The 18,099-nt window shown below is 58.0% G+C and carries 16 protein-coding genes; 3 read left to right on the plus strand and 13 right to left on the minus strand.

The genetic code is table 11. The features are described 5' to 3' along the window. Positions 1-50: 50 nt before the first annotated feature. From JQR87_RS04635 to JQR87_RS04645, 3 genes are all read right to left on the minus strand, one after another. A complete protein-coding gene (locus tag JQR87_RS04635) occupies positions 51-584 on the minus strand; it encodes a ferritin-like domain-containing protein (RefSeq protein WP_407292076.1) in 534 nt (177 codons plus the stop codon). Between the two features lie 109 nt (positions 585-693). After that, a complete protein-coding gene (locus tag JQR87_RS04640) occupies positions 694-834 on the minus strand; it encodes a hypothetical protein (RefSeq protein WP_407292075.1) in 141 nt (46 codons plus the stop codon). Beyond that, positions 834-1,232: a Rho termination factor N-terminal domain-containing protein gene (locus JQR87_RS04645; protein WP_407297822.1), complete on the minus strand. Its 399-nt coding sequence runs from the start codon at positions 1,230-1,232 to the stop codon at positions 834-836. Before JQR87_RS04645 ends, JQR87_RS04640 begins: the two co-directional genes overlap by 1 nt. 371 nt (positions 1,233-1,603) lie before the next feature. Between JQR87_RS04645 and rfbD the strand changes: the two genes are divergently transcribed. Together rfbD and JQR87_RS04655 are read left to right on the plus strand one after the other, a co-directional pair. Next, the gene (gene rfbD / locus JQR87_RS04650; RefSeq protein WP_407292074.1) at positions 1,604-2,530 is read left to right on the plus strand and encodes a dTDP-4-dehydrorhamnose reductase; all 927 of its coding nucleotides are present in this window, start codon (positions 1,604-1,606) and stop codon (positions 2,528-2,530) included. A gap of 121 nt (positions 2,531-2,651) precedes the next feature. Further along, entirely contained in the window at positions 2,652-3,551 is a 900-nt protein-coding gene (locus JQR87_RS04655) for an AEC family transporter (RefSeq protein ID WP_407292072.1), read from the plus strand. An 11-nt stretch (positions 3,552-3,562) separates the two neighbouring features. Here JQR87_RS04655 and JQR87_RS04660 read toward each other — a convergent pair whose 3' ends face one another. Both JQR87_RS04660 and JQR87_RS04665 read right to left on the minus strand, forming a co-directional pair. Then, positions 3,563-4,306, minus strand: coding sequence for a VC0807 family protein (locus tag JQR87_RS04660; RefSeq protein WP_407292070.1), 744 nt, complete (start codon positions 4,304-4,306; stop codon positions 3,563-3,565). Positions 4,307-4,394: 88 nt separating this feature from the next. Then, complete coding sequence (locus JQR87_RS04665) at positions 4,395-5,345, minus strand: lysylphosphatidylglycerol synthase transmembrane domain-containing protein (RefSeq protein WP_407292069.1); 951 nt, start codon at positions 5,343-5,345, stop codon at positions 4,395-4,397. Positions 5,346-5,546: 201 nt separating this feature from the next. Between JQR87_RS04665 and JQR87_RS04670 the strand changes: the two genes are divergently transcribed. Further along, positions 5,547-6,809: a cytochrome P450 gene (locus tag JQR87_RS04670; RefSeq protein WP_407292067.1), complete on the plus strand. Its 1,263-nt coding sequence runs from the start codon at positions 5,547-5,549 to the stop codon at positions 6,807-6,809. Between the two features lie 6 nt (positions 6,810-6,815). On the opposite strand, the gene JQR87_RS04675 is transcribed toward JQR87_RS04670, so the two are convergent. The 8 genes from JQR87_RS04675 to accC all read right to left on the minus strand — a co-directional run bounded on the left by JQR87_RS04675 (position 6,816) and on the right by accC (position 18,085). Further along, positions 6,816-9,611, minus strand: coding sequence for a hybrid sensor histidine kinase/response regulator (locus JQR87_RS04675; RefSeq protein WP_407292066.1), 2,796 nt, complete (start codon positions 9,609-9,611; stop codon positions 6,816-6,818). Between the two features lie 118 nt (positions 9,612-9,729). Further along, positions 9,730-11,019, minus strand: coding sequence for a phosphoribosylamine--glycine ligase (gene purD, locus JQR87_RS04680; protein ID WP_407292065.1), 1,290 nt, complete (start codon positions 11,017-11,019; stop codon positions 9,730-9,732). Between the two features lie 89 nt (positions 11,020-11,108). Then, positions 11,109-12,713: a bifunctional phosphoribosylaminoimidazolecarboxamide formyltransferase/IMP cyclohydrolase gene (gene purH / locus JQR87_RS04685; RefSeq protein WP_407292064.1), complete on the minus strand. Its 1,605-nt coding sequence runs from the start codon at positions 12,711-12,713 to the stop codon at positions 11,109-11,111. An 82-nt stretch (positions 12,714-12,795) separates the two neighbouring features. Further along, a complete protein-coding gene (gene fis / locus JQR87_RS04690; protein WP_021208373.1) occupies positions 12,796-13,116 on the minus strand; it encodes a DNA-binding transcriptional regulator Fis in 321 nt (106 codons plus the stop codon). Beyond that, a complete protein-coding gene (gene dusB, locus JQR87_RS04695; protein ID WP_407292062.1) occupies positions 13,113-14,126 on the minus strand; it encodes a tRNA dihydrouridine synthase DusB in 1,014 nt (337 codons plus the stop codon). The genes fis and dusB overlap by 4 nt, the downstream gene beginning before the upstream one ends. Before the next feature lie 198 nt (positions 14,127-14,324). Continuing rightward, positions 14,325-15,614, minus strand: a complete 1,290-nt coding sequence (locus tag JQR87_RS04700; protein ID WP_407292060.1) for a DUF3426 domain-containing protein — start codon at positions 15,612-15,614, stop codon at positions 14,325-14,327. A 95-nt stretch (positions 15,615-15,709) separates the two neighbouring features. After that, complete coding sequence (gene prmA, locus JQR87_RS04705; protein ID WP_407292059.1) at positions 15,710-16,591, minus strand: 50S ribosomal protein L11 methyltransferase; 882 nt, start codon at positions 16,589-16,591, stop codon at positions 15,710-15,712. A gap of 144 nt (positions 16,592-16,735) precedes the next feature. Beyond that, on the minus strand, positions 16,736-18,085 hold the full coding sequence (accC, locus tag JQR87_RS04710) for an acetyl-CoA carboxylase biotin carboxylase subunit (RefSeq protein WP_407292058.1): 1,350 nt from the start codon (positions 18,083-18,085) through the stop codon (positions 16,736-16,738). Positions 18,086-18,099 lie beyond the last annotated feature (14 nt).

Consider the following 18,099-nt stretch of genomic DNA (forward strand, 5'->3'; position numbering starts at 1 on the left):
TAACTCATCCGAGCGCGTCGGGCTAATCGCCCGAGCGTGTACAAATCTGCTCAGTTCATGCCGTCAAGCAGGCCAGCCAGGTCGTCGGCGTGTTCTTCCTCCTGGGCGAGGATATCTTCGAAAATTCGTCGTGTTGTCGGATCTTTATCCCCAATGTACTGGACGATTTCACGGTAACTGTCGATCGCGATACGTTCGGCCACCAGGTTTTCGAACACCATGTCGCGCAGTCCGTTACCTTCCGCATATTGCGCGTGGGCGCGTTCAGTAAGGCTGTCCGGATTGAAGTCAGGGGCCCCACCAAGCTGCACGATACGCTCAGCCAACCGGTCAGCATGCTCCTGCTCTTCGTTGGCATGTTCGAGAAACTCGTCGGCGGCCACGCTCGATTTGAGGCCGGTGGCCATGTAGTAGTGACGCTTGTAGCGCAGGTAGCACACCAGCTCTGTGGCAAGCGCCTCATTGAGCAGGTTGATTACCGTTTCGCGATCGGCCGAGTAGCTCTCGGTCACCGCGCCGTTTTCGACATGCTGGCGAGCACGCTCGCGTAAGGTCTGTTTGTCGCTCAGTTGCACATAGCTCATCACGGTCTCCTGAATTCTCTAAGGCTGATGTTGTTCGCAGCCTGTTGCCTACTGCACCTGTCGGCGTCTCGCTGGGCGCTAAGATGTGATAGATCTGGCGGCGGAAAGTTTAGCCGCTACCCACGTCAGTACGCTCGGAGCCACCAGGCTCCTCGATGGGAGTCGGGTCGTCGGGATCCTGTCGCTCTGGTTCCGGAAGCGGGCCCGGGGTTCCGTCGTCCCGCGGGTCGGGCTCTTGTTCGCGTTGCATCAGCTTAACGCCTCGATCAGTTCGTTCTTGCGCATCTTCGAGCGGCCGCGAATGTCACGCTTCTGCGCTTTTTTCATCAGCTCATCGCGAGTCAGATCGTTGAGCGACGTACTGTCTGATCTGTTGCTGCGCGCTGAACGCTGGTTCGGCGAATCGCCGGCGCGAGTTTCAGCTGCGCGGTGTGCAGAATCCTTGCGGTCGGCCCGTTTGGCTGTCTTCGATTTCTCCTGTCCTGAGCCGCCTTTACGTTCGCCACCCCCAGACTGCTTGTTGACAGTAGCCCATGCTCTTGCCTCGGCTTCTTTCTCAGAAACGCCCCGCTCTTCGTAGCTTTCCTCAATGTGCTCGGCTTTACGTTGCTGCTTGTCGGTGTATTTGGATTTATCGCCTCTGGGCATGACGGGACTCCTCGTAGCAGTGGACCGGTACGAAACGCAGGCGCTCATCGATGTGCCTGTTCTGTTTGGTCCGTGTCGCGGGCATCGAGTTTCACTCGTGTTAGGATTGCCGGCTATATTCTTGGAGGGTTACCGGTACGCTTGAAGTCGGCTCGCATGTGGTCCATTACAGCGTTATCGCGGTAAGCCAATCAAAAAGTGAAATTATTCTCACTACCCTCCGAACGGAGCGGAACAAAACCCATTTATGCTGGCCTGAACGAAGCGCGCATGCGCTAATACGCGAGTTCCAGCGCTCTGTGTGTATCATCGAGTCTGTTACAGATCCATGCCTGCCGTTCACGGCTGGCCTTGAATGAGGCGTTATTCAAATGCGAATCCTAGTATGCGGAGCCGGCGGCCAGGTCGGGCGCGAATTGGTAAGCCGTGCCAATGGCTATGGCCTTGAGGCGCTCGGCATGACGCGTGCTCAACTGGACATTGCCGACGCGGGGCAAGTTGCGAGCGTCGTAAGCCGGCTCAAGCCTGGGATCATCATTAACGCCGCGGCGTACACACACGTCGATAACGCCGAGTCGCACTGCGAGCAAGCGTACAGCGTGAACCGCGATGGCGCGGCAACGCTTGCGGAGGCAGCCCGGTCTTGCTCCATTCCTTTGCTGCATATATCGACCGACTATGTGTTCTCCGGCGAGGCTCAGACGCCGTATCGCGAAGAGGACGAGGTCGCGCCAACAGGTGTCTACGGCGCCAGCAAGTTGGCTGGCGAACAGGCCATTCAGGCGGTGCTGGACCAGCACATCATCATGCGGACGAGTTGGGTCTACGGAACGCAGGGCCATAATTTCGTGAAAACGATGTTGCGCCTCGGTAGCCAGCGTGACTCGCTCTCAGTCGTTGCCGACCAGTTCGGTTGCCCTACTCAGGCGGGCAGTATCGCCGATGCACTCCTGGAACTGGCGCGGCGCTACGCAAAGAACGGCGTACTTGCCTGGGGCCTGTACCATTACAGTGGGCGATCGCCATGTACCTGGTTCGATTTCGCCGAGGAAATTTTCCGTCAGGCAGAGGCCAAGGAAATGCTCCCAAAACGCCCCAAGGTGTCGCCGATTTCCACGTCCCAGTATCCCACTCCTGCGCGCCGGCCAGCGTGGTCTGTCCTCGATTGCGCCAAGTTTGAAAACACCTTCGGCATCAATACTCAGGACTGGCATGGCGATCTTTCCGTTGTGCTTGATGTCCTGGCCGAGGCCGCGACAGCTGCCGTTGCTGACACTGCGCAACATTCCCAAGCCTGACCAAGCAGATTGAAACTGGCCATAAGCTTTGGCTTCTGTGGTGAGTTGAGGCACGACTCGGTTAATCTGTGCGGCCTTTTTGTGAGCGGCTCTGTGTCGCGACATTTGTTGGAGAAGCCGCGTGGTGGTGTTTCAGGCAATCCTGCCGATCTTCGGCTTGATCATGCTCGGCTACTTGCTGGGGTGGCGCGGCTGGCTGGATGGTGAAGCATCGACAGGACTGGCCAATATCACGTTCAAGCTGTTCATGCCTGCGGTGCTTTTTACTGGCATTGCCCGGGCGCAGTTGAGTGATGGAATGTCTCCTACGCTCCTGCTGGCCTATTTTTTACCCGTACTTACCGTTTTCGTCCTGGTATCGCTGATCGCGCACCGGTTGCTAGGAAGAGCTTCGCCGCTAGGTTTGACAGCGGCCTACTCCAACAATGTCCTCGTCGGTATACCACTGGTGACGACTCTGCTCGGGCCGGAGAGTCTGGTATACGTATTCGCCATCCTGGTTTTTCACAGCCTGATCCTGTTCTCGCTTCAGAGCTTCTACAGTGCACTCGGGTCAGTGCAGAAAGTTAGCGGCACGGCGTTGCTCAAGAACCTGGCGAATCCTCTGATTGTGGGGCTTTTGCTCGGCGCGCTCTTGAACGCGTCGGGATTGGACCTTCCAGTGCCAATATGGCGTGTGGCGGACTGGCTTGCCCAGGCTGCATTGCCCTGTGCATTGATGGTGCTTGGGATCAGTTTGTCACGTTATCGACTGAGACCCAGCGCTACTGTGCTGGCGCTCGCGCTGGTGAAGCTAGGTCTGTTTCCGCTGCTGGTGTGGTATGTCGGCGGTTTGATGCCGGGACTGAGCCACGACGCACTAAGCGTGCTGGTGTTACTGGCGGCTTGCCCGAGCGGCGTCAACGTACTGGCTTTCGTGGTCAATCGAGACGACACCCGCGCGGTGAGCTCGACCGTTTTTCTCTCCACGCTATTGGCTGTGATCAGCTTGCCCCTGTGGATGCTGTTGATGTCAGCGTAACCCGTCGTTCCTCAGGATTGCCTATCCGCCTTCGTCTGGTTGGCGATGATGTCTTCCAGGCGCAGTCCTGTCAGACCGTGGATGGTCTTCCAGAGGTAATAGAAGATGGCCATCATCATGAGCATGCTGGGGATCGCGATCATTGGATAGCTAAGCAACGTCATTCTGCCCAGTTCCGCGTTGAAAGCCTCGCTACCAGCCGGGCTGTGGACGATCCACTTCGCCAGCACATAGTTCATGAAGGACGAAAAGAAGAACGTGCCGCTGAGAAAGTAGGTGGCACGTAGGAGTCTCGTTTCGAAGTGAGCGGTTTGCCCATTGCGCTCAAGCTGTTCGTGAACCTTGTTTACGTTCAGCACCTTGGGGTTGTACAGCAGGGTACGGATCAACGGGAAGCGAGTGCGGGTTGATGCCAATACGGCAATGCCGATGATGCCTGGAATCGCAGCTTCCTTAACCGCTAGCCATTTCGGGTCGAGCTGAAGTAGCCCGATACCGCCAGTAAGCAGCACGCTTATAAGGCCCAACAGCGCGATCCAGTTGAACTTGCGGTACTTCACCAGCTCGAACAGGCCCCAGCAGAGCGGGAACGCTAGCGCCAGCAATAGTGCGCCGTCCGCGCCAAGGCGATCCTCTGCACTGAGTTTCATCAGGATCAGCGACGGAATAATGATGCTGATCGCCAGGTCCATCAGCGGGCGAGGTTTGTGTTCGCCAGAACTGGCGCTGGCGCGGTTGGTTTGGGTATCGGTCATCTAGATCTGCTTCGTCTCGTAAGAGGCAAGATGATCGCGCAGCGAGCCGCGCATAGCCATAGGCCAATGGTGTCGTTTGGTGACACGCTCACTTGCCACTGAGGCCGTTGCCTCGTCCTTGCGACCACTGCCTCGCCTCGAAAAGAGCTACCACCAATATCGCCAAAGCAAGTGGCAGCAACAGATAAAAAGCCCTGAATACGATCAGGGCGGCGAGGACATCAGCTGTTGGCAGTTCCGGCAGGGCGGCAAGAAATGTCACTTCGAGCACCCCGAGTCCGCCAGGCGCGTGCGACAGCAGCGCTAGCGAGAAGGAGCCGAGAAACACGCCTAGCACCACGAGATAGCCGGGATTACCTGCCTCCGGCAGAGCAAAGTAGATGATTGCGGCTGCACAGGCGAGCTCAAGCGGTGCTGCAATCAGTTGTTTGCCGACGATGGGTAGCCGAGGGTAGGTGATTCGCCATTTGCCGATCTGCATTGGCGAGAAGTGGCGCCAGGCACCTATCACGTAGAGCCCGATGAGACTCAGCAGCGCTATGCCTATTGCGATTGATAATCGTGGGTCTGCATCGACGAGCCTATTGAGTAGTTCCGGCCTGACGATGAGCACAATCCCGCCGGACAGCAGTGTGCCGAGCAAAAAAGTCAGTGAACAAAATACGATCAGTACACCAATTTCCTGAGGTGTGAGGCCTTTACTGCGATATGCGCGATAACGCACCACAGCGCCGGAAAAAACGGACGCACCTATATTGTGAGCGAGGGCGTAGGTTGTGAACGAACAGAGTGTGATGAACCACCACGAGATGTTCTTCCCAAGGTGGGCAATGGCTATTCGGTCGTACCAGGCCAGAGCGAAGTAAGCACCGAGGGTTGAGAGCCCAGCCAAGATCCAGTCGTGCTGGCCGATGGCACCAAGACTGTCGGTAAGCTCAGCCAGTGAAAGGTTTTGAACCTCTTGGTACAGCAGATAACCCGATAGCAGTACAGCCGTGATGCCGACCAGAGTCCAGGCGACATCGCTCCTCTTCATCATTGAGTTGGCTCCTTGGCGACGGCTTATGCCTCGAAGCAGAGATTCGGACAGTGAGTTAGCTGCGTCGCGGAATAGTTCGGCCGGTCCTTTATCGGCAGCGAACCGGACGTTTTGTTCATTAACGATTCAAAGGCATGTCGAAGCGGGCACCCAGACCGCAGGATGAGGTCCATCCTCAAACAATCCACGAAAGGTGTGCTCATGCCAGACATTCCACGGGTTCCAGAGGCGGAAAGCTCGCTTTCGTTACTTGGCGAAGGCTACTCATTTATCCCCAGTCGTTGCCAGAGGCTCGAGACAGATATTTTCCAGGTTCGGCTGTTGATGCAGAACACCATTTGTATGAGTGGTAAAGAAGCGGCGAAGCTTTTTTACGACGAGCAACTCTTCGAGCGACATCACGCTGCGCCTCGCATGCTGCAGAAAACGTTGTTTGGTCAAGGCGGCGTCCAGGGACTGGATGACGAGCCTCATCGGCATCGCAAACAGTTGTTCATGTCGTTGCTGTCAGAGAAGTCTGTCCTTGAACTGGTGCGATTGCATGAGATTCATTGGGGTGCGGCCATCGAGAAGTGGCAGGGTATAGATCGCCTGGTTTTGATGCCTGAGGTGCAGACGATCCTCACTCGTACGGTCTGCGAGTGGGCGGGCGTACCGCTTGCCGAGGGCGAGGTGATTTGCCGTCGTGATCAGCTAGCCGCCATGATTGACGGCGCCGGTGGTATCGGAGCTCGTCACTGGCGTGCCCGTAAGGCCCGCAAAGATGCCGAGACCTGGATGATCGAGCTGATCAGTCAGCTGCGCGCAGGCGCGTTAGATATCGCCGATGATCGAGCGTTGGCGAAGGTTGCACGGCATCGTGACCCGGGCGGGGATTTGCTGGATGAGCGGGTAGCTGCGGTTGAAATGCTCAACTTGCTGCGCCCGACGGTTGCGGTGACACGATTCATTATCTACGCAGCGCTGGAATTACTGGCGCACCCGCAATGGCGGGAGCGGTTACAGAAAGAGGATTCGCAGCTCGAACCCTTCGCGCAGGAGGTGCGGCGGTTGCACGCTTTTTTTCCCTTCACTGCGGCACGGGTGCGAAAGGATTTCGAATGGAAGGGTTATTCGTTCGAGAAGGGTACGCGAGTGTTGCTGGATCTCTACGGCACCAACCGCGATAAGCGGCTCTGGGATCAGCCCGAGGCGTTTCGGCCTGAGCGTTTCGCCAGCTGGGAAGGCGATGCTTTCAGCTTTCTTACCCAGGGAGGCGGCGACGCTGCTAAGGGGCACCGCTGTCCAGGGGAGCCGCTGGCAATCGAGTTGCTGAAAAGTGCACTGCGCATGCTGACACGGCTGATGAGCTATGCGGTGCCGGCTCAGGATCTTCATACGGACGAGTCGCGGATGCCGGCCCAACCGGAAAGCCTGCTGATCATCAGCGACGTTCAGTACTTGCGGCAACCCGATAAGCGGTAACCACGTTCAGCGGTCCGCTGCAGCCTCCCGGATACGCGTCCAGTGTTCGATCAGTTCGCGCAGTTGGGACATTTCAACGGGCTTGGCCATATGTCCGTCCATGCCGGCCTCTCGGGCACGCTCACGATGCTCGCTGAGAATGTGAGCGGTAAGCGCAACCACGGGAGTGCGTGGGCGCGCCTCATACGCCTCCCAGGCGCGTAGCTGTGCTGTCGCCTCGAAGCCATCCATGACAGGCATCTCGCAATCCATCAGAACCAGGTCATAAGGACGCGCCTTGATCAGCGCCAGCGCTTCTGCTCCGTTGCTGGCCGTATCCGGCTTCAGGTTGAGCTTGCTCAACATGCCGCGGATGACTTTGGTGGAAATGCTGTTGTCTTCAGCGACCAGGATGCGGAAGTCATCCGGCACCTCAAGCGGCGTACTGGCGTGCATTACCGAGGATTGGACAATGGCGCTGCGGCGAGCCAGTTCGTCCGCCAAGGTTGTTTTGAGGGTGTATCCGGCGACAGGTTTGGCCAGGATGCGTTTGATGCCGGCGTTGCGTGCAATGATTTTGCTCGGTGCGCTGCTCATGCCTGTCAGCATGATCAGCAAGATGTCGTGGTTGAGGCTGAAGTCTTCCTTGATTCTGCTGGCCAGCTGCATGCCGGTCATGCCCGGCATGTCCTGATCGAGCAAGACCGCATCGAAATAGTCGCGTAGATGCGCTTTGGTTCGTAGAAGTGCCAGCGCCTCCTTGCCTGAAGCAACTGCGCTGACCTCCATGCCCCAGCTGCTGCACTGCTGGCCCAGCACTTTCCGGCAGGTATCGTTGTCGTCAACTACCAGAATCCGCGCACCTTTGAGCTGATTGTCGAGGTCGTTAGCCGGCTCGGCGATTTCGGCCCCCAGGGGCAAGCTTATCCAAAGGGTATTTCCCGCAAACCCACCGATCTGGATACCGAACTCGCCGTCCATCAGATGGACCAGTTGTCTGGCAATGATCAAGCCGAGGCGGCCGCCATGACGGGTTGCGGCGAGAAAGTCGCGGCTGTCCAGGGCGGCATTGAGCAGTGCATCTCGCTCCTCGATTTCGAGCGGTCGGCCACTGTCCTGTACGGTGATGCGCAGCTGGGGCTGTCCATCGCGATCGTCGACCGCTGCGGTCAACAATACTTCACCTTCTTCTGTCTGCTTGAAGGCGTTCTCGAGCAGATTAAGCACAGCCTGGCGCAAGCGGGTGGGATCCCCTGCTACGACATGCGGCATCTGTGGCTGAACGAAGCTGATCAACTCAACTCGCTGCTGTTCGGCCTTGGCGCGGAAGATGCTCAAACAATCTTCAATGAGGGCGTTGAGATCGAACTGCACGTCATCAAGTTCGATCTGCCCGGATTCAAGCTTGGAGATGTCCAGGATCTCGTTGATCAGGTTGAGCAGCTCGTTGCCTGAGCTGTGAATCGTCTGCACGTAGTCGCGTTGCTTGGCCGAAAGCGAGGTGCTGAGCAGCAGCTCACTCATACCGAGTACGCCATTCATTGGGGTACGAATCTCATGGCTGATCTTGGCCAGAAAATCTGCCTTGGTTCGCAGCTCCGCGCTATTAACGGCTTCGGCTGTATGTTGGTTGCGGTTGTCGGAGTGGATCTGCCGTTGCCGCTCGAGGAGCGCGAAGCTGAGGATCAGGCCTGAGCAGGTCGAGACGCTGAACATGATCCCCGTCAGCCAGTCGGGATCGAACTGATTGAAGCCCAGCAGAACCGGCAGTACCGAGACGAAGCCACCATCGAATAGCAGCATGCCTGCAACCAGGAGGCGGGCGGGCTCGTAGCTCTGTCGCCAGTGGTGGATAGCGATGACGGTAACGCTGATGGCGGTACCCAGCACCATGACGTATATCAGCCAACTGAACCAGAGTCGGTCGGCAAAGAGGATGGTCGCCGCCAAGGCAATGACCAGCGCTGCTTCGAGCGCAAGCAGCCAGGTTACCCAGCGAAGCTTTCGGTGATGGAAGAAACCATAGGTGAAAGCCAGTATGGAAACGCAGGTCAGCAATGCCGCCATATCTGCAATCAGCGGCTGACTGTAGATCAGCGTGGGTGACCAAACCGCCAGCAGGCCAAGGTTGGCTACCGCACTGGTCAGCAATGCGCCGTGCAGCAATGCGAGCCAGATGTGGCTGTAGCTCAATGTATAGGCGAAGCGCAGCAGGTTGTAGATCGTCAGAAGGGCCAGTGCACCAAATAGCGCACCGAACAAATAAGCCGGACGCGCCAGCTCGACAAGACCGGCTTCGTCGACCGTCCGAAACCAGGCCATGATTGGGTGTGACGACTGTAACCGTATATAGGCTTCGCGAGGCTCGTTGTCGTTGGGCAACGAAAACAGGTATGAACGAGTGGGCAACGGCCGTGACTCGAGCGGCCTCAGCTCGCCAGTTTCCACGTGCCTTTCAAGCTCGCCGTCGCGGAGGAGGTAAAAATCCAGGTATTGCACGCGGGGCGCAAAGATTCGCAGCCAGTTAGGATCTGTGAAAGCGGGAAGGGTTACCTGTAGCCAGACGGCATTATCGGTTGCAGGTGCAGCATACGAATATTCGTCGATACGCTGAAACAGGTTGCGCTGGTCCAGAATCTCCTCAAGGGTCAGAAGGCCAGACTGGTCAATGAGCAAGCGCCAGTTGGGCTCTGTTACGCCAATGGCCTCGGTAGACGTGGTAAGGAGAGTCGGCTCAGGAGTAGCTGCGAATGCCGGCCAAGCGGTCAGCGCAGCCAGTAACAGACTGAAGGTAAAAGCAATGGCGACTCGGAGTCGACGCACGATTGAAGTCCCTTCAAGTGTGTGACGGTGGATTATAGCCATCGCCCTGGCGTCCGGTAATGTGCGCAACGGCCGTTAAGGTTTGCCGTTGCGCACATTGCAGCAATAATAGTCCTGCTTAGCGTTCGCCTTGTTCACGGGCGATTGCACGATACCCGATATCGTGACGATAAAAGTGTCCGTCCCACTCGATACGCGCAGCCAACCCATAGGCATTCTGCTGGGCTTCGGACACCGTATCGCCAAGGGCAGTGGCGCAGAGTACGCGCCCACCGGAAGTTCTCACCGTTCCATCTTTCAACGCAGTCCCGGCATGAAAGACCTTGCCTTCCAGTTGAGCTGCGGCGTCAAGGCCGCGAATCGCCGCGCCTTTTTCGTAATCCCCAGGATAACCGCCGGCGGCGAGCACCACGCCAAGGCTCGGTCGCGAGTCCCACTGCGCCTCGATCTTGTTCAGCGCCTTGGCCAGAGCCGCTTCTACCAGCAATACCAAACTTGACTGCAGGCGCAGCATGATCGGCTGGGTTTCCGGATCGCCAAAGCGGCAGTTGAATTCGATAACCTTGGGCGCGCCATGGCGATCAATCATCAGCCCCGCGTACAGAAAGCCAGTATAGACGTTGCCTTCGGCAGCCATGCCCTTGACGGTCGGCCAGATGACTTCATCCATCACCCGCTGATGAACCTCGGCGGTCACCACCGGTGCTGGCGAATAAGCGCCCATTCCGCCCGTATTAGGGCCGGTGTCGCCATCGCCTACACGCTTGTGGTCCTGACTGGTTGCCATCGGCAAGACGTTGGTGCCGTCGACCATTACGATGAAGCTCGCTTCTTCGCCGTCGAGATACTCTTCGATCACTACCCGCGCGCCGGCGTCGCCAAAGGCGTTGCCGGAGAGCATGTCGCGCACGGCTTCTTCTGCTTCGGCCAGGGTCATGGCAACGATCACGCCCTTGCCAGCGGCCAGGCCATCGGCCTTGATCACGATCGGGGCACCTTTGGCTTGCAGATAGGCGAGTGCAGGTGCGATCTCGGTGAAGTTTTGGTAGTCGGCGGTAGGGATCTTATGGCGGGCCAGGAAATCCTTGGTAAATGCCTTGGAGCCTTCCAGTTGTGCGGCGGCAGCGGTCGGCCCGAAACAGTCGAGACCGCGTGTGCGGAAAAGATCGACTACGCCTTTTACCAGAGGAGCTTCCGGGCCGACGATGGTCAACTGCACGTTCTGTTCGGCGAAGTCAGCCAGCTGTTCGATGGCCAGCACGTCGATGGCGACGTTCTCGCATTTTGCTTCTGTAGCGGTGCCGGCGTTACCGGGTGCGACGAAAACTTTCTCGACGCGTGGATCCTGCGCGACCTTCCAGGCCAGAGCGTGCTCACGACCGCCGCTGCCGATGATCAGTACCTTCATGCTTGATTCTCTCGTCTGAGCGCTGAAAGCCCGAGGCCATAGGAGCTGAAGCAGTGCGCCCAGCTCCGTCGGCCTCAGGCCTGCGGGCTTTAATGTCTGAAATGCCGCATGCCGGTAAACACCATGGCGATGCCTGCCTCGTCAGCAGCGGCAATCACTTCGGCGTCGCGCATCGAACCGCCTGGTTGAATCACCGCCGTGATGCCGGCTTTGGCCGCGTTGTCGATGCCGTCGCGGAACGGGAAAAAAGCGTCACTTGCCATGACGGCACCAGGAACTGGCAGGCCGGCATGCTCAGCCTTGATAGCGGCGATACGAGCAGAATTGACACGGCTCATCTGGCCTGCACCTACACCGACAGTCTGCCGGTGCTTGGCGTAGACAATGGCGTTGGACTTAACGAACTTTGCCACCTTCCATGCAAAGATCAGGTCGTGAATCTCCTGCTCCGATGGCGCGCGCTGAGTGACGACCTTGAGGTCGGCTTGGTTGATCATGCCGATGTCGCGGCTCTGTACCAGCAGCCCACCATTGACTCGCTTGAAATCCCAACCAGGCGCGCGCTCCGCTGGCCACTGGCCGCACTCAAGCAGGCGTACATTGGCTTTACTGGCTACGACTTCGCGGGCATCGGCTGAAATGCTTGGGGCAATGATTACCTCGACGAACTGGCGCTCTACGATGGCTTTTGCTGTTTCGCCGTCAAGTTCGCGGTTGAAGGCGATGATGCCGCCAAATGCCGACTCGCTGTCGGTGGCATAGGCCAGCTCGTAAGCCTGGCGGATACCGCCTTCGTTTTCCGGAACCACTGCGACGCCGCAAGGGTTGGCGTGTTTGACGATAACGCAGGCCGGCTTGACGAAGCTCTTTACACACTCGAGGGCAGCGTCGGTATCGGCGACGTTATTGAAGGACAATTCCTTGCCCTGCAATTGACGGGCAGTGGCAACGCACGCTTCGTCGGCGGTTTCGACGTAGAACGCCGCGATCTGATGCGGGTTCTCGCCGTAGCGCATGTCTTGCGCCTTGACGAATTGCGTGGTGAAGGTGCGAGGAAGCAGGCTGCGCCCTTCGGTGGAAAGTGTTTCAACGCTCTGGTCGATCGTGCCCAGGTAGTTGGCGATCATGCCGTCATAGGACGCGGTGTGCTCGAAGGCTTTCAACGCCAGATCGAAGCGCTGGGAATAGGTCAGACCGCCACTCTTGATGTTCTCAATAACGTCGGCGTAATCATCGGCGTTGACGACGATAGCGACATCCTTGTGATTCTTCGCTGCGCTGCGGACCATGGTCGGGCCGCCGATGTCGATGTTCTCGATTGCATCCGGGAGCGTGCAGCCAGGCTTGGCGACAGTTGCGGCAAAGGGATAGAGGTTGACCGCAACCAGGTCGATCGGGTTGATGCCATGCTCGCTCATGACGGCACCGTCCAAGTCGCGCCGACCAAGTATGCCGCCGTGGATCTTGGGGTGCAGGGTTTTAACCCGGCCGTCCATCATCTCCGGAAAGCCTGTGTAATCCGCCACTTCGACCGCAGCGATGTCGTTGTCACGCAGCAGCTTGAAGGTACCGCCGGTGGACAGGATTTCGACGCCCATGGCGACGAGTTCGCGGGCGAAATCAACAACGCCCGTTTTATCGGACACGCTGATCAACGCGCGGCGGACGGGTAGGCGGGTGCTTTGGTCGGTCATAGACATTTCCTAGGAGCTACAGGCTACAAGCGGAGTGCTCCCGGGAGACGGCTTGCACCGTTCCATCGGAGCGTGCCGCTGATCAGAGAAGATCGTACTGCTTGAGTTTCTTGCGCAAGGTTCCGCGGTTAAGGCCCAGCAGTTCAGAGGCCTTGGTCTGGTTGCCTTTGACATAATTCATCACGGTTTCCAGCAGTGGGGCTTCCACCTCGGAAAGCACGAGGTTGTAAACGTCGGTAACGTCCGCGCCTTCTAGATGGGCGAAGTAGTTATGCAACGCCTTTTCGACACTGCCACGCAGGGTCTGGCCTGCTTCGCTCGGCGTGTTGAGGTGTTGCTTGAGGTTCACGTTGTCGCTCACGGATGTTGTTCCAGTTAACAATGTTTCGTTCAACAGCGTCATGCAGCCACCCCTTTTCCTTCCCCCGAATCAGGGTTTGTTCGGCGTTCCGCAAAGAACTCGCGAACACTGGCGCATTGCGCTTCCCTGTCTTCCAAACCATTGAACCGGCGGCGATATTCAAGCGCGCCGGGTAGTGTTGCCAGATACCAACTGACGTGCTTTCGGGCGATACGCACGCCCATCACATCGCCATAAAAGCTATGTAGCGCTTCAAGATGCTGCAGCAGGATTCGCTCTACCTCACTCAATCCTGGCGGCGGCATCAGCTCGCCAGTAGCCAGATAGTGGTTGATCTCGCGAAAGATCCAAGGCTGCCCTTGAGCCGCTCGGCCGATAAGCAGCGCATCTGCCCCGGTTTTTTCAAGTACCTGACTGGCTTTATGTGGTGTATCGATATCCCCGTTGGCAAATACCGGAATCGAGACGGCTTGCTTGATAGCAGCAACTGTTTCGTATTCCGCCTCGCCGGTGTACAGATCCGCACGGGTACGGCCGTGTACAGCTAATGCAGCGATACCGGACTGTTCAGCGATTCTCGCAACTGTCAGTCCGTTCTTGTTCTCTCTGTCCCAGCCGGTGCGGATCTTCAGGGTCACCGGCACATCAACCGCGCCGACAACGGCCCTGAGGATTTCTGAAACTAGCCGTTCATCCTTCATGAGCGCGGAGCCAGCTGCCTTGTTGCAAACCTTCTTGGCTGGGCACCCCATGTTGATGTCGATGATCTGTGCTCCCAGTTCGACATTGCGAACGGCGGCGTCGGCGAGCATCTGTGGATCGCCACCAGCGATCTGCACCGAGCGGGGCTCTGGATCACCTTCATGTATCAAGCGCAGCCGCGATTTGCGGCTGTTCCATAGCCGAACATCGCTGGTCACCATTTCCGACACCACCATGCCTGCACCCAAGCGTCGACATAACTGGCGAAACGGCTGATCCGTCACGCCAGCCATTGGCGCGAGAATCAATCGATTTGGAAGAACATAGGGGCCGATGCATACCGCTGACATGAAGATTCCCTGCCTGGAGCCTGCTTGTTAGGTCGATCGGGACAGCAAAAAAGGGTGTGCATAATACCCGCTACGGGTGACGGGTTAAAGACTGTTTTGAACAAAATCTGAACAGTCCCCGGGCCTATAACCGACCGAAGGACGTGGGCCGAACGAGCTCACGCTAACCGCCAGCGGCTATCCAGGCGTAGCCGATTCCTAGTCGGGAGACCGGAAGGCGAGACTGTAATTCACGGCGCTGATGCCAGGATCAAGGATGTCCAAGGCGATATGAATTGGAATTTGTGAAGGCATCTGTAACTGACCAGCCAGCTCGCCGGAGAGGTATTCCCCGGGTTTGAAGACCCGTTGCGCCAAAGTCTTGCCCTGAATATCGGCGAAACGAACTTCAAGTAGCGGGAACGGCTGCGGGAACGGCGCGCGGTTGTAGATTATCGCATCGACCACGAGTGCCCCAGCGAATTCGGGATGGCTGCGCACTACCAGATTGCTGCTTTTGATCTGGCTGATGTCCACCCTTGGCGGAAGCTCACAACCGAGAGCGGGGCAGATGCGCTCGAGCCATGGTCGGTACTCATCCTGGCGCGCCAACTCGTCAAAATTATAGGTGACGTACTGACCCGCGAGTGCGAGCAAGGCAATTAGATTCAGGAAACCCCAGCCCAGCCAGCGTCCCCAAGGGCGCCTCCGGGCCTCCCAATCGAGCTGCAACGGCTCGTCTTCAAGATCGAAAAGCCGATCACTGGGCCTGTCGCGTGCCGATAGGCTTGACGCATCTTCGTCGTCGCCTCCTGATCTGCTTGCAGGCGTGGGGTGCGGCAAGCCATCGTCGGGGTCGGCTAAACCCTCGAAAACGGGTTCGGCGCGTCCCGGTGATTTCAGTTGAGCGACGACGTGGTCGTTGGAGGGAGCCAGGGGACTAGGCGGAGCAGGGTGATCGGCAGTCACCGGGGCAAAGCGAAAGGCCGGAGTGTCGATGGTGGGTTCGGTTCCATCAGCCAGGTCCTCCTGGAGCGGTTCGACTCCGATATGGGGTACCGATTCCGCTTTCAGCAGCTGCTCTGCCCACGCCTCGTCGTCTTCCTTCGCTGCTGGATGGACCTGCTGTTGGTCCCTCGCTTTTGGCGCCAGTTGCAGCAACTCTCGGGACAGCTCAAGCTCCTGTCGCTCAAGCTTCGCCAGTTCCTCGTCGAGGTCCAGGCTATCCAGATCCAAATCATCGTGGATCCACAGCGTGTCGTCTTTTTTCTCCGGATGCTCAGCGCGCAGGCGGATGTTGGGTAACGTTTCGTTGAAGGCTGCGGGGTTCGAGGCGTCCGGGCTCTCGGGTGTGCTACCTGTAATGTCCGCCTGCTGCAGATAGCGGGCAGCGTTGAACAGCTCCATGCAGGCACCACACCGCACCACACCCTGCGCAGCAGCAAGCTGGGTGCGGTTGACACGAAAGCTGGTCTGGCAATGTGGGCACTGAGTGACGAAGCTGGTCATGCGTTGGTCCGGCGGAAATGCCGGTAGTCTAGCGCATGCGCACCGTCAAACTGCACTCCTCTGGATCGATATAGCTGTTTGGGCTGGGACTTGTATCAAAGATGGCGCCTTCCGGTTATCCGAACCCAGCCATCCTTCTCTGCAGTTGGATCGAGGTCGAATTGGCCTGCATAGGCAGCACGAACCTCTTCGGACTGCTCGGCCAATATGCCGGACAGAGCCAGGCGGCCGCCGGGCTTGACCCTTTCAATAATGCGCGGGGCCAGCGTGACCAGCGGGCCAGCCAGGATGTTGGCGACGACCACATCGGCCTGTGTCTCGGGAAGCTGTTCAGGCAGATACAACGGAAAGCGCATCGGATCGATGCCGTTGCGCCCGGCATTGTCACGCGATGCCTCCAAGGCTTGGACATCAATGTCTGTTCCCACCGCTTGCTTTGCGCCTAAGAGCAGGGCAGCGATAGCGAGGATGCCCGAGCCACAGCCGAAATCCAGTACCTCCAGCCCCTCAAGCGGCTGGCCGTCCAACCACTCCAGGCAGAGCGCTGTGGTCGGGTGAGTGCCAGTGCCAAACGCCAAGCCGGGGTCGAGCAGCAAATTCACGGCGTCCGGCTCTGGAGCAGCATGCCAGCTTGGCACGATCCATAGACGTCTGCCGAAACGGATTGGATGAAAGTTATCCATCCAGCTGCGTTCCCAGTCCTGATCTTCGATGCGCTCAAGCTGATACTCAGGCAATGCGCCGCCTGTAAGCAGCCGCAGGTGGGCCAGCAGATTGCTTTCATCCGTATCGCCTTCGAACAGTGCCAGCAAATGGGTGTGTGACCATAGCGGTGTCGTATTGAGGTCGGGTTCGAATATTGGCTGGTCTTCGGCGTCCATGAAGGTTACCGACACAGCACCAACGCCCAGAAGCGCGTCTTCGAGGGATTCCGCCTGTTCGGGGGAGATGGCAAGACGAAGTTGTAACCAGGGCATTGGAACCTCTCGGAGCGAACGACCGGGACAGCGGTCAGAGGGTTGAAATGTTACTGGAGCAGGCTGGCAGCTTCCATCTGGCTGATCCGAGAAAAGAAAAGGGCTGCCAGTCGGCAGCCCCATTTCTTCAAGCTCAGCACCGTATCAGTGCTTGTCCATTCCCAGCTTCTTTTCCAGGTAATGGATGTTCACGCCGCCTTTGCAGAATCCGTCATCACGGACAAGATCCCGGTGAAGCGGAATGTTGGTCTTAATGCCGTCGACTACGATTTCGTCCAGAGCGTTGCGCATGCGGGCCATGGCTTCTTCACGCGTTGCACCGTATGTGATCAGCTTGCCAATCAGCGAATCGTAGTTCGGTGGTACCGAATAGCCGCTGTACAGGTGCGAGTCGACACGCACTCCATTGCCGCCAGGCGCATGGAAGTGCTTCACTTTGCCGGGGCTGGGCAGGAAGTTTGAGGGGTCTTCGGCGTTGATCCTGCATTCCAGCGAATGTCCGCGAATGACCACGTCTTCCTGCTTGATTGAGAGCTTATTGCCAGCCGCAATGCTGAGCATCTCTTTGACGATGTCGACGCCAGTCACCATTTCGGTCACCGGATGCTCCACCTGGACACGGGTATTCATTTCAATGAAATAGAAACGACCGTCTTCGTACAGGAACTCGAAAGTACCGGCGCCCCGGTAGCCGATCTCGACGCAGGCGTCGGTGCAGCGTTTGAGTACTTCAGCGCGTGCCTTTTCGTCAATGTACGGGGCAGGTGCTTCTTCCAGAACCTTTTGATGGCGGCGCTGAAGCGAGCAGTCGCGGTCGCCAAGATGCACAGCGTTGCCTTGGCCATCGGACAACACCTGAACTTCTACGTGGCGTGGGTTGCCCAGGAACTTCTCGAGATAAACCATCGGATTGCCAAACGCCGCTCCCGCTTCGGTGCGTGTCAGCTTGGCCGACTTGATCAACTCTTCCTCATGGTGAACCACGCGCATACCGCGCCCGCCGCCACCACCGGCAGCCTTGATGATCACCGGATAGCCAACTTCGCGAGCGATGCGCAGCGCTTCGGCTTCATCTTCCGGCAGCGGCCCGTCAGAGCCAGGGACTACAGGTACGCCGGCTTTGATCATTGCATCCTTGGCCGACACCTTGTCACCCATCAGGCGAATCGTTTCCGCTTTAGGGCCAACGAAGGCAAAGCCGGACTTTTCCACTTGTTCGGCGAAGTCGGCGTTTTCAGCCAAAAAGCCATAGCCCGGATGTATCGCCGTGGCACCGGTTACCTCTGCGGCGGCAATAATCGAGGGAATGTGCAGGTAGGAGTTGGTCGCGAGGGCCGGGCCGATGCAGACTGACTCGTCGGCCAAGGCCAGGTGCATCAGCTCCCGGTCGGCGGTGGAGTGAACCGCGACGGTCTTGATCCCCAGCTCTTTGCAGGCTCGCAAAATCCGCAGGGCAATCTCGCCGCGGTTGGCGATTAGTACTTTTTCCAACATCGCTGGCTCTCCGC

Origin of the sequence: Stutzerimonas stutzeri (assembly GCF_051028275.1) — a bacterium.
In the GTDB taxonomy this organism is placed as follows: Bacteria; Pseudomonadota; Gammaproteobacteria; order Pseudomonadales; family Pseudomonadaceae; genus Stutzerimonas; species Stutzerimonas stutzeri_AS.

Coding starts and splice junctions, on each gene's coding strand:
- JQR87_RS04635 (WP_407292076.1), bottom strand. CDS start 584: ATGAGCTATGTGCAACTGAGCGACAAACAGACCTTACGCGAGCGTGCT.
- JQR87_RS04640 (WP_407292075.1), bottom strand. CDS start 834: ATGCAACGCGAACAAGAGCCCGACCCGCGGGACGACGGAACCCCGGGC.
- JQR87_RS04645 (WP_407297822.1), bottom strand. CDS start 1,232: ATGCCCAGAGGCGATAAATCCAAATACACCGACAAGCAGCAACGTAAA.
- rfbD (WP_407292074.1), top strand. CDS start 1,604: ATGCGAATCCTAGTATGCGGAGCCGGCGGCCAGGTCGGGCGCGAATTG.
- JQR87_RS04660 (WP_407292070.1), bottom strand. CDS start 4,306: ATGACCGATACCCAAACCAACCGCGCCAGCGCCAGTTCTGGCGAACAC.
- JQR87_RS04665 (WP_407292069.1), bottom strand. CDS start 5,345: ATGATGAAGAGGAGCGATGTCGCCTGGACTCTGGTCGGCATCACGGCT.
- JQR87_RS04670 (WP_407292067.1), top strand. CDS start 5,547: ATGCCAGACATTCCACGGGTTCCAGAGGCGGAAAGCTCGCTTTCGTTA.
- purD (WP_407292065.1), bottom strand. CDS start 11,019: ATGAAGGTACTGATCATCGGCAGCGGCGGTCGTGAGCACGCTCTGGCC.
- purH (WP_407292064.1), bottom strand. CDS start 12,713: ATGACCGACCAAAGCACCCGCCTACCCGTCCGCCGCGCGTTGATCAGC.
- fis (WP_021208373.1), bottom strand. CDS start 13,116: ATGACGCTGTTGAACGAAACATTGTTAACTGGAACAACATCCGTGAGC.
- dusB (WP_407292062.1), bottom strand. CDS start 14,126: ATGTCAGCGGTATGCATCGGCCCCTATGTTCTTCCAAATCGATTGATT.
- JQR87_RS04700 (WP_407292060.1), bottom strand. CDS start 15,614: ATGACCAGCTTCGTCACTCAGTGCCCACATTGCCAGACCAGCTTTCGT.
- prmA (WP_407292059.1), bottom strand. CDS start 16,591: ATGCCCTGGTTACAACTTCGTCTTGCCATCTCCCCCGAACAGGCGGAA.
- accC (WP_407292058.1), bottom strand. CDS start 18,085: ATGTTGGAAAAAGTACTAATCGCCAACCGCGGCGAGATTGCCCTGCGG.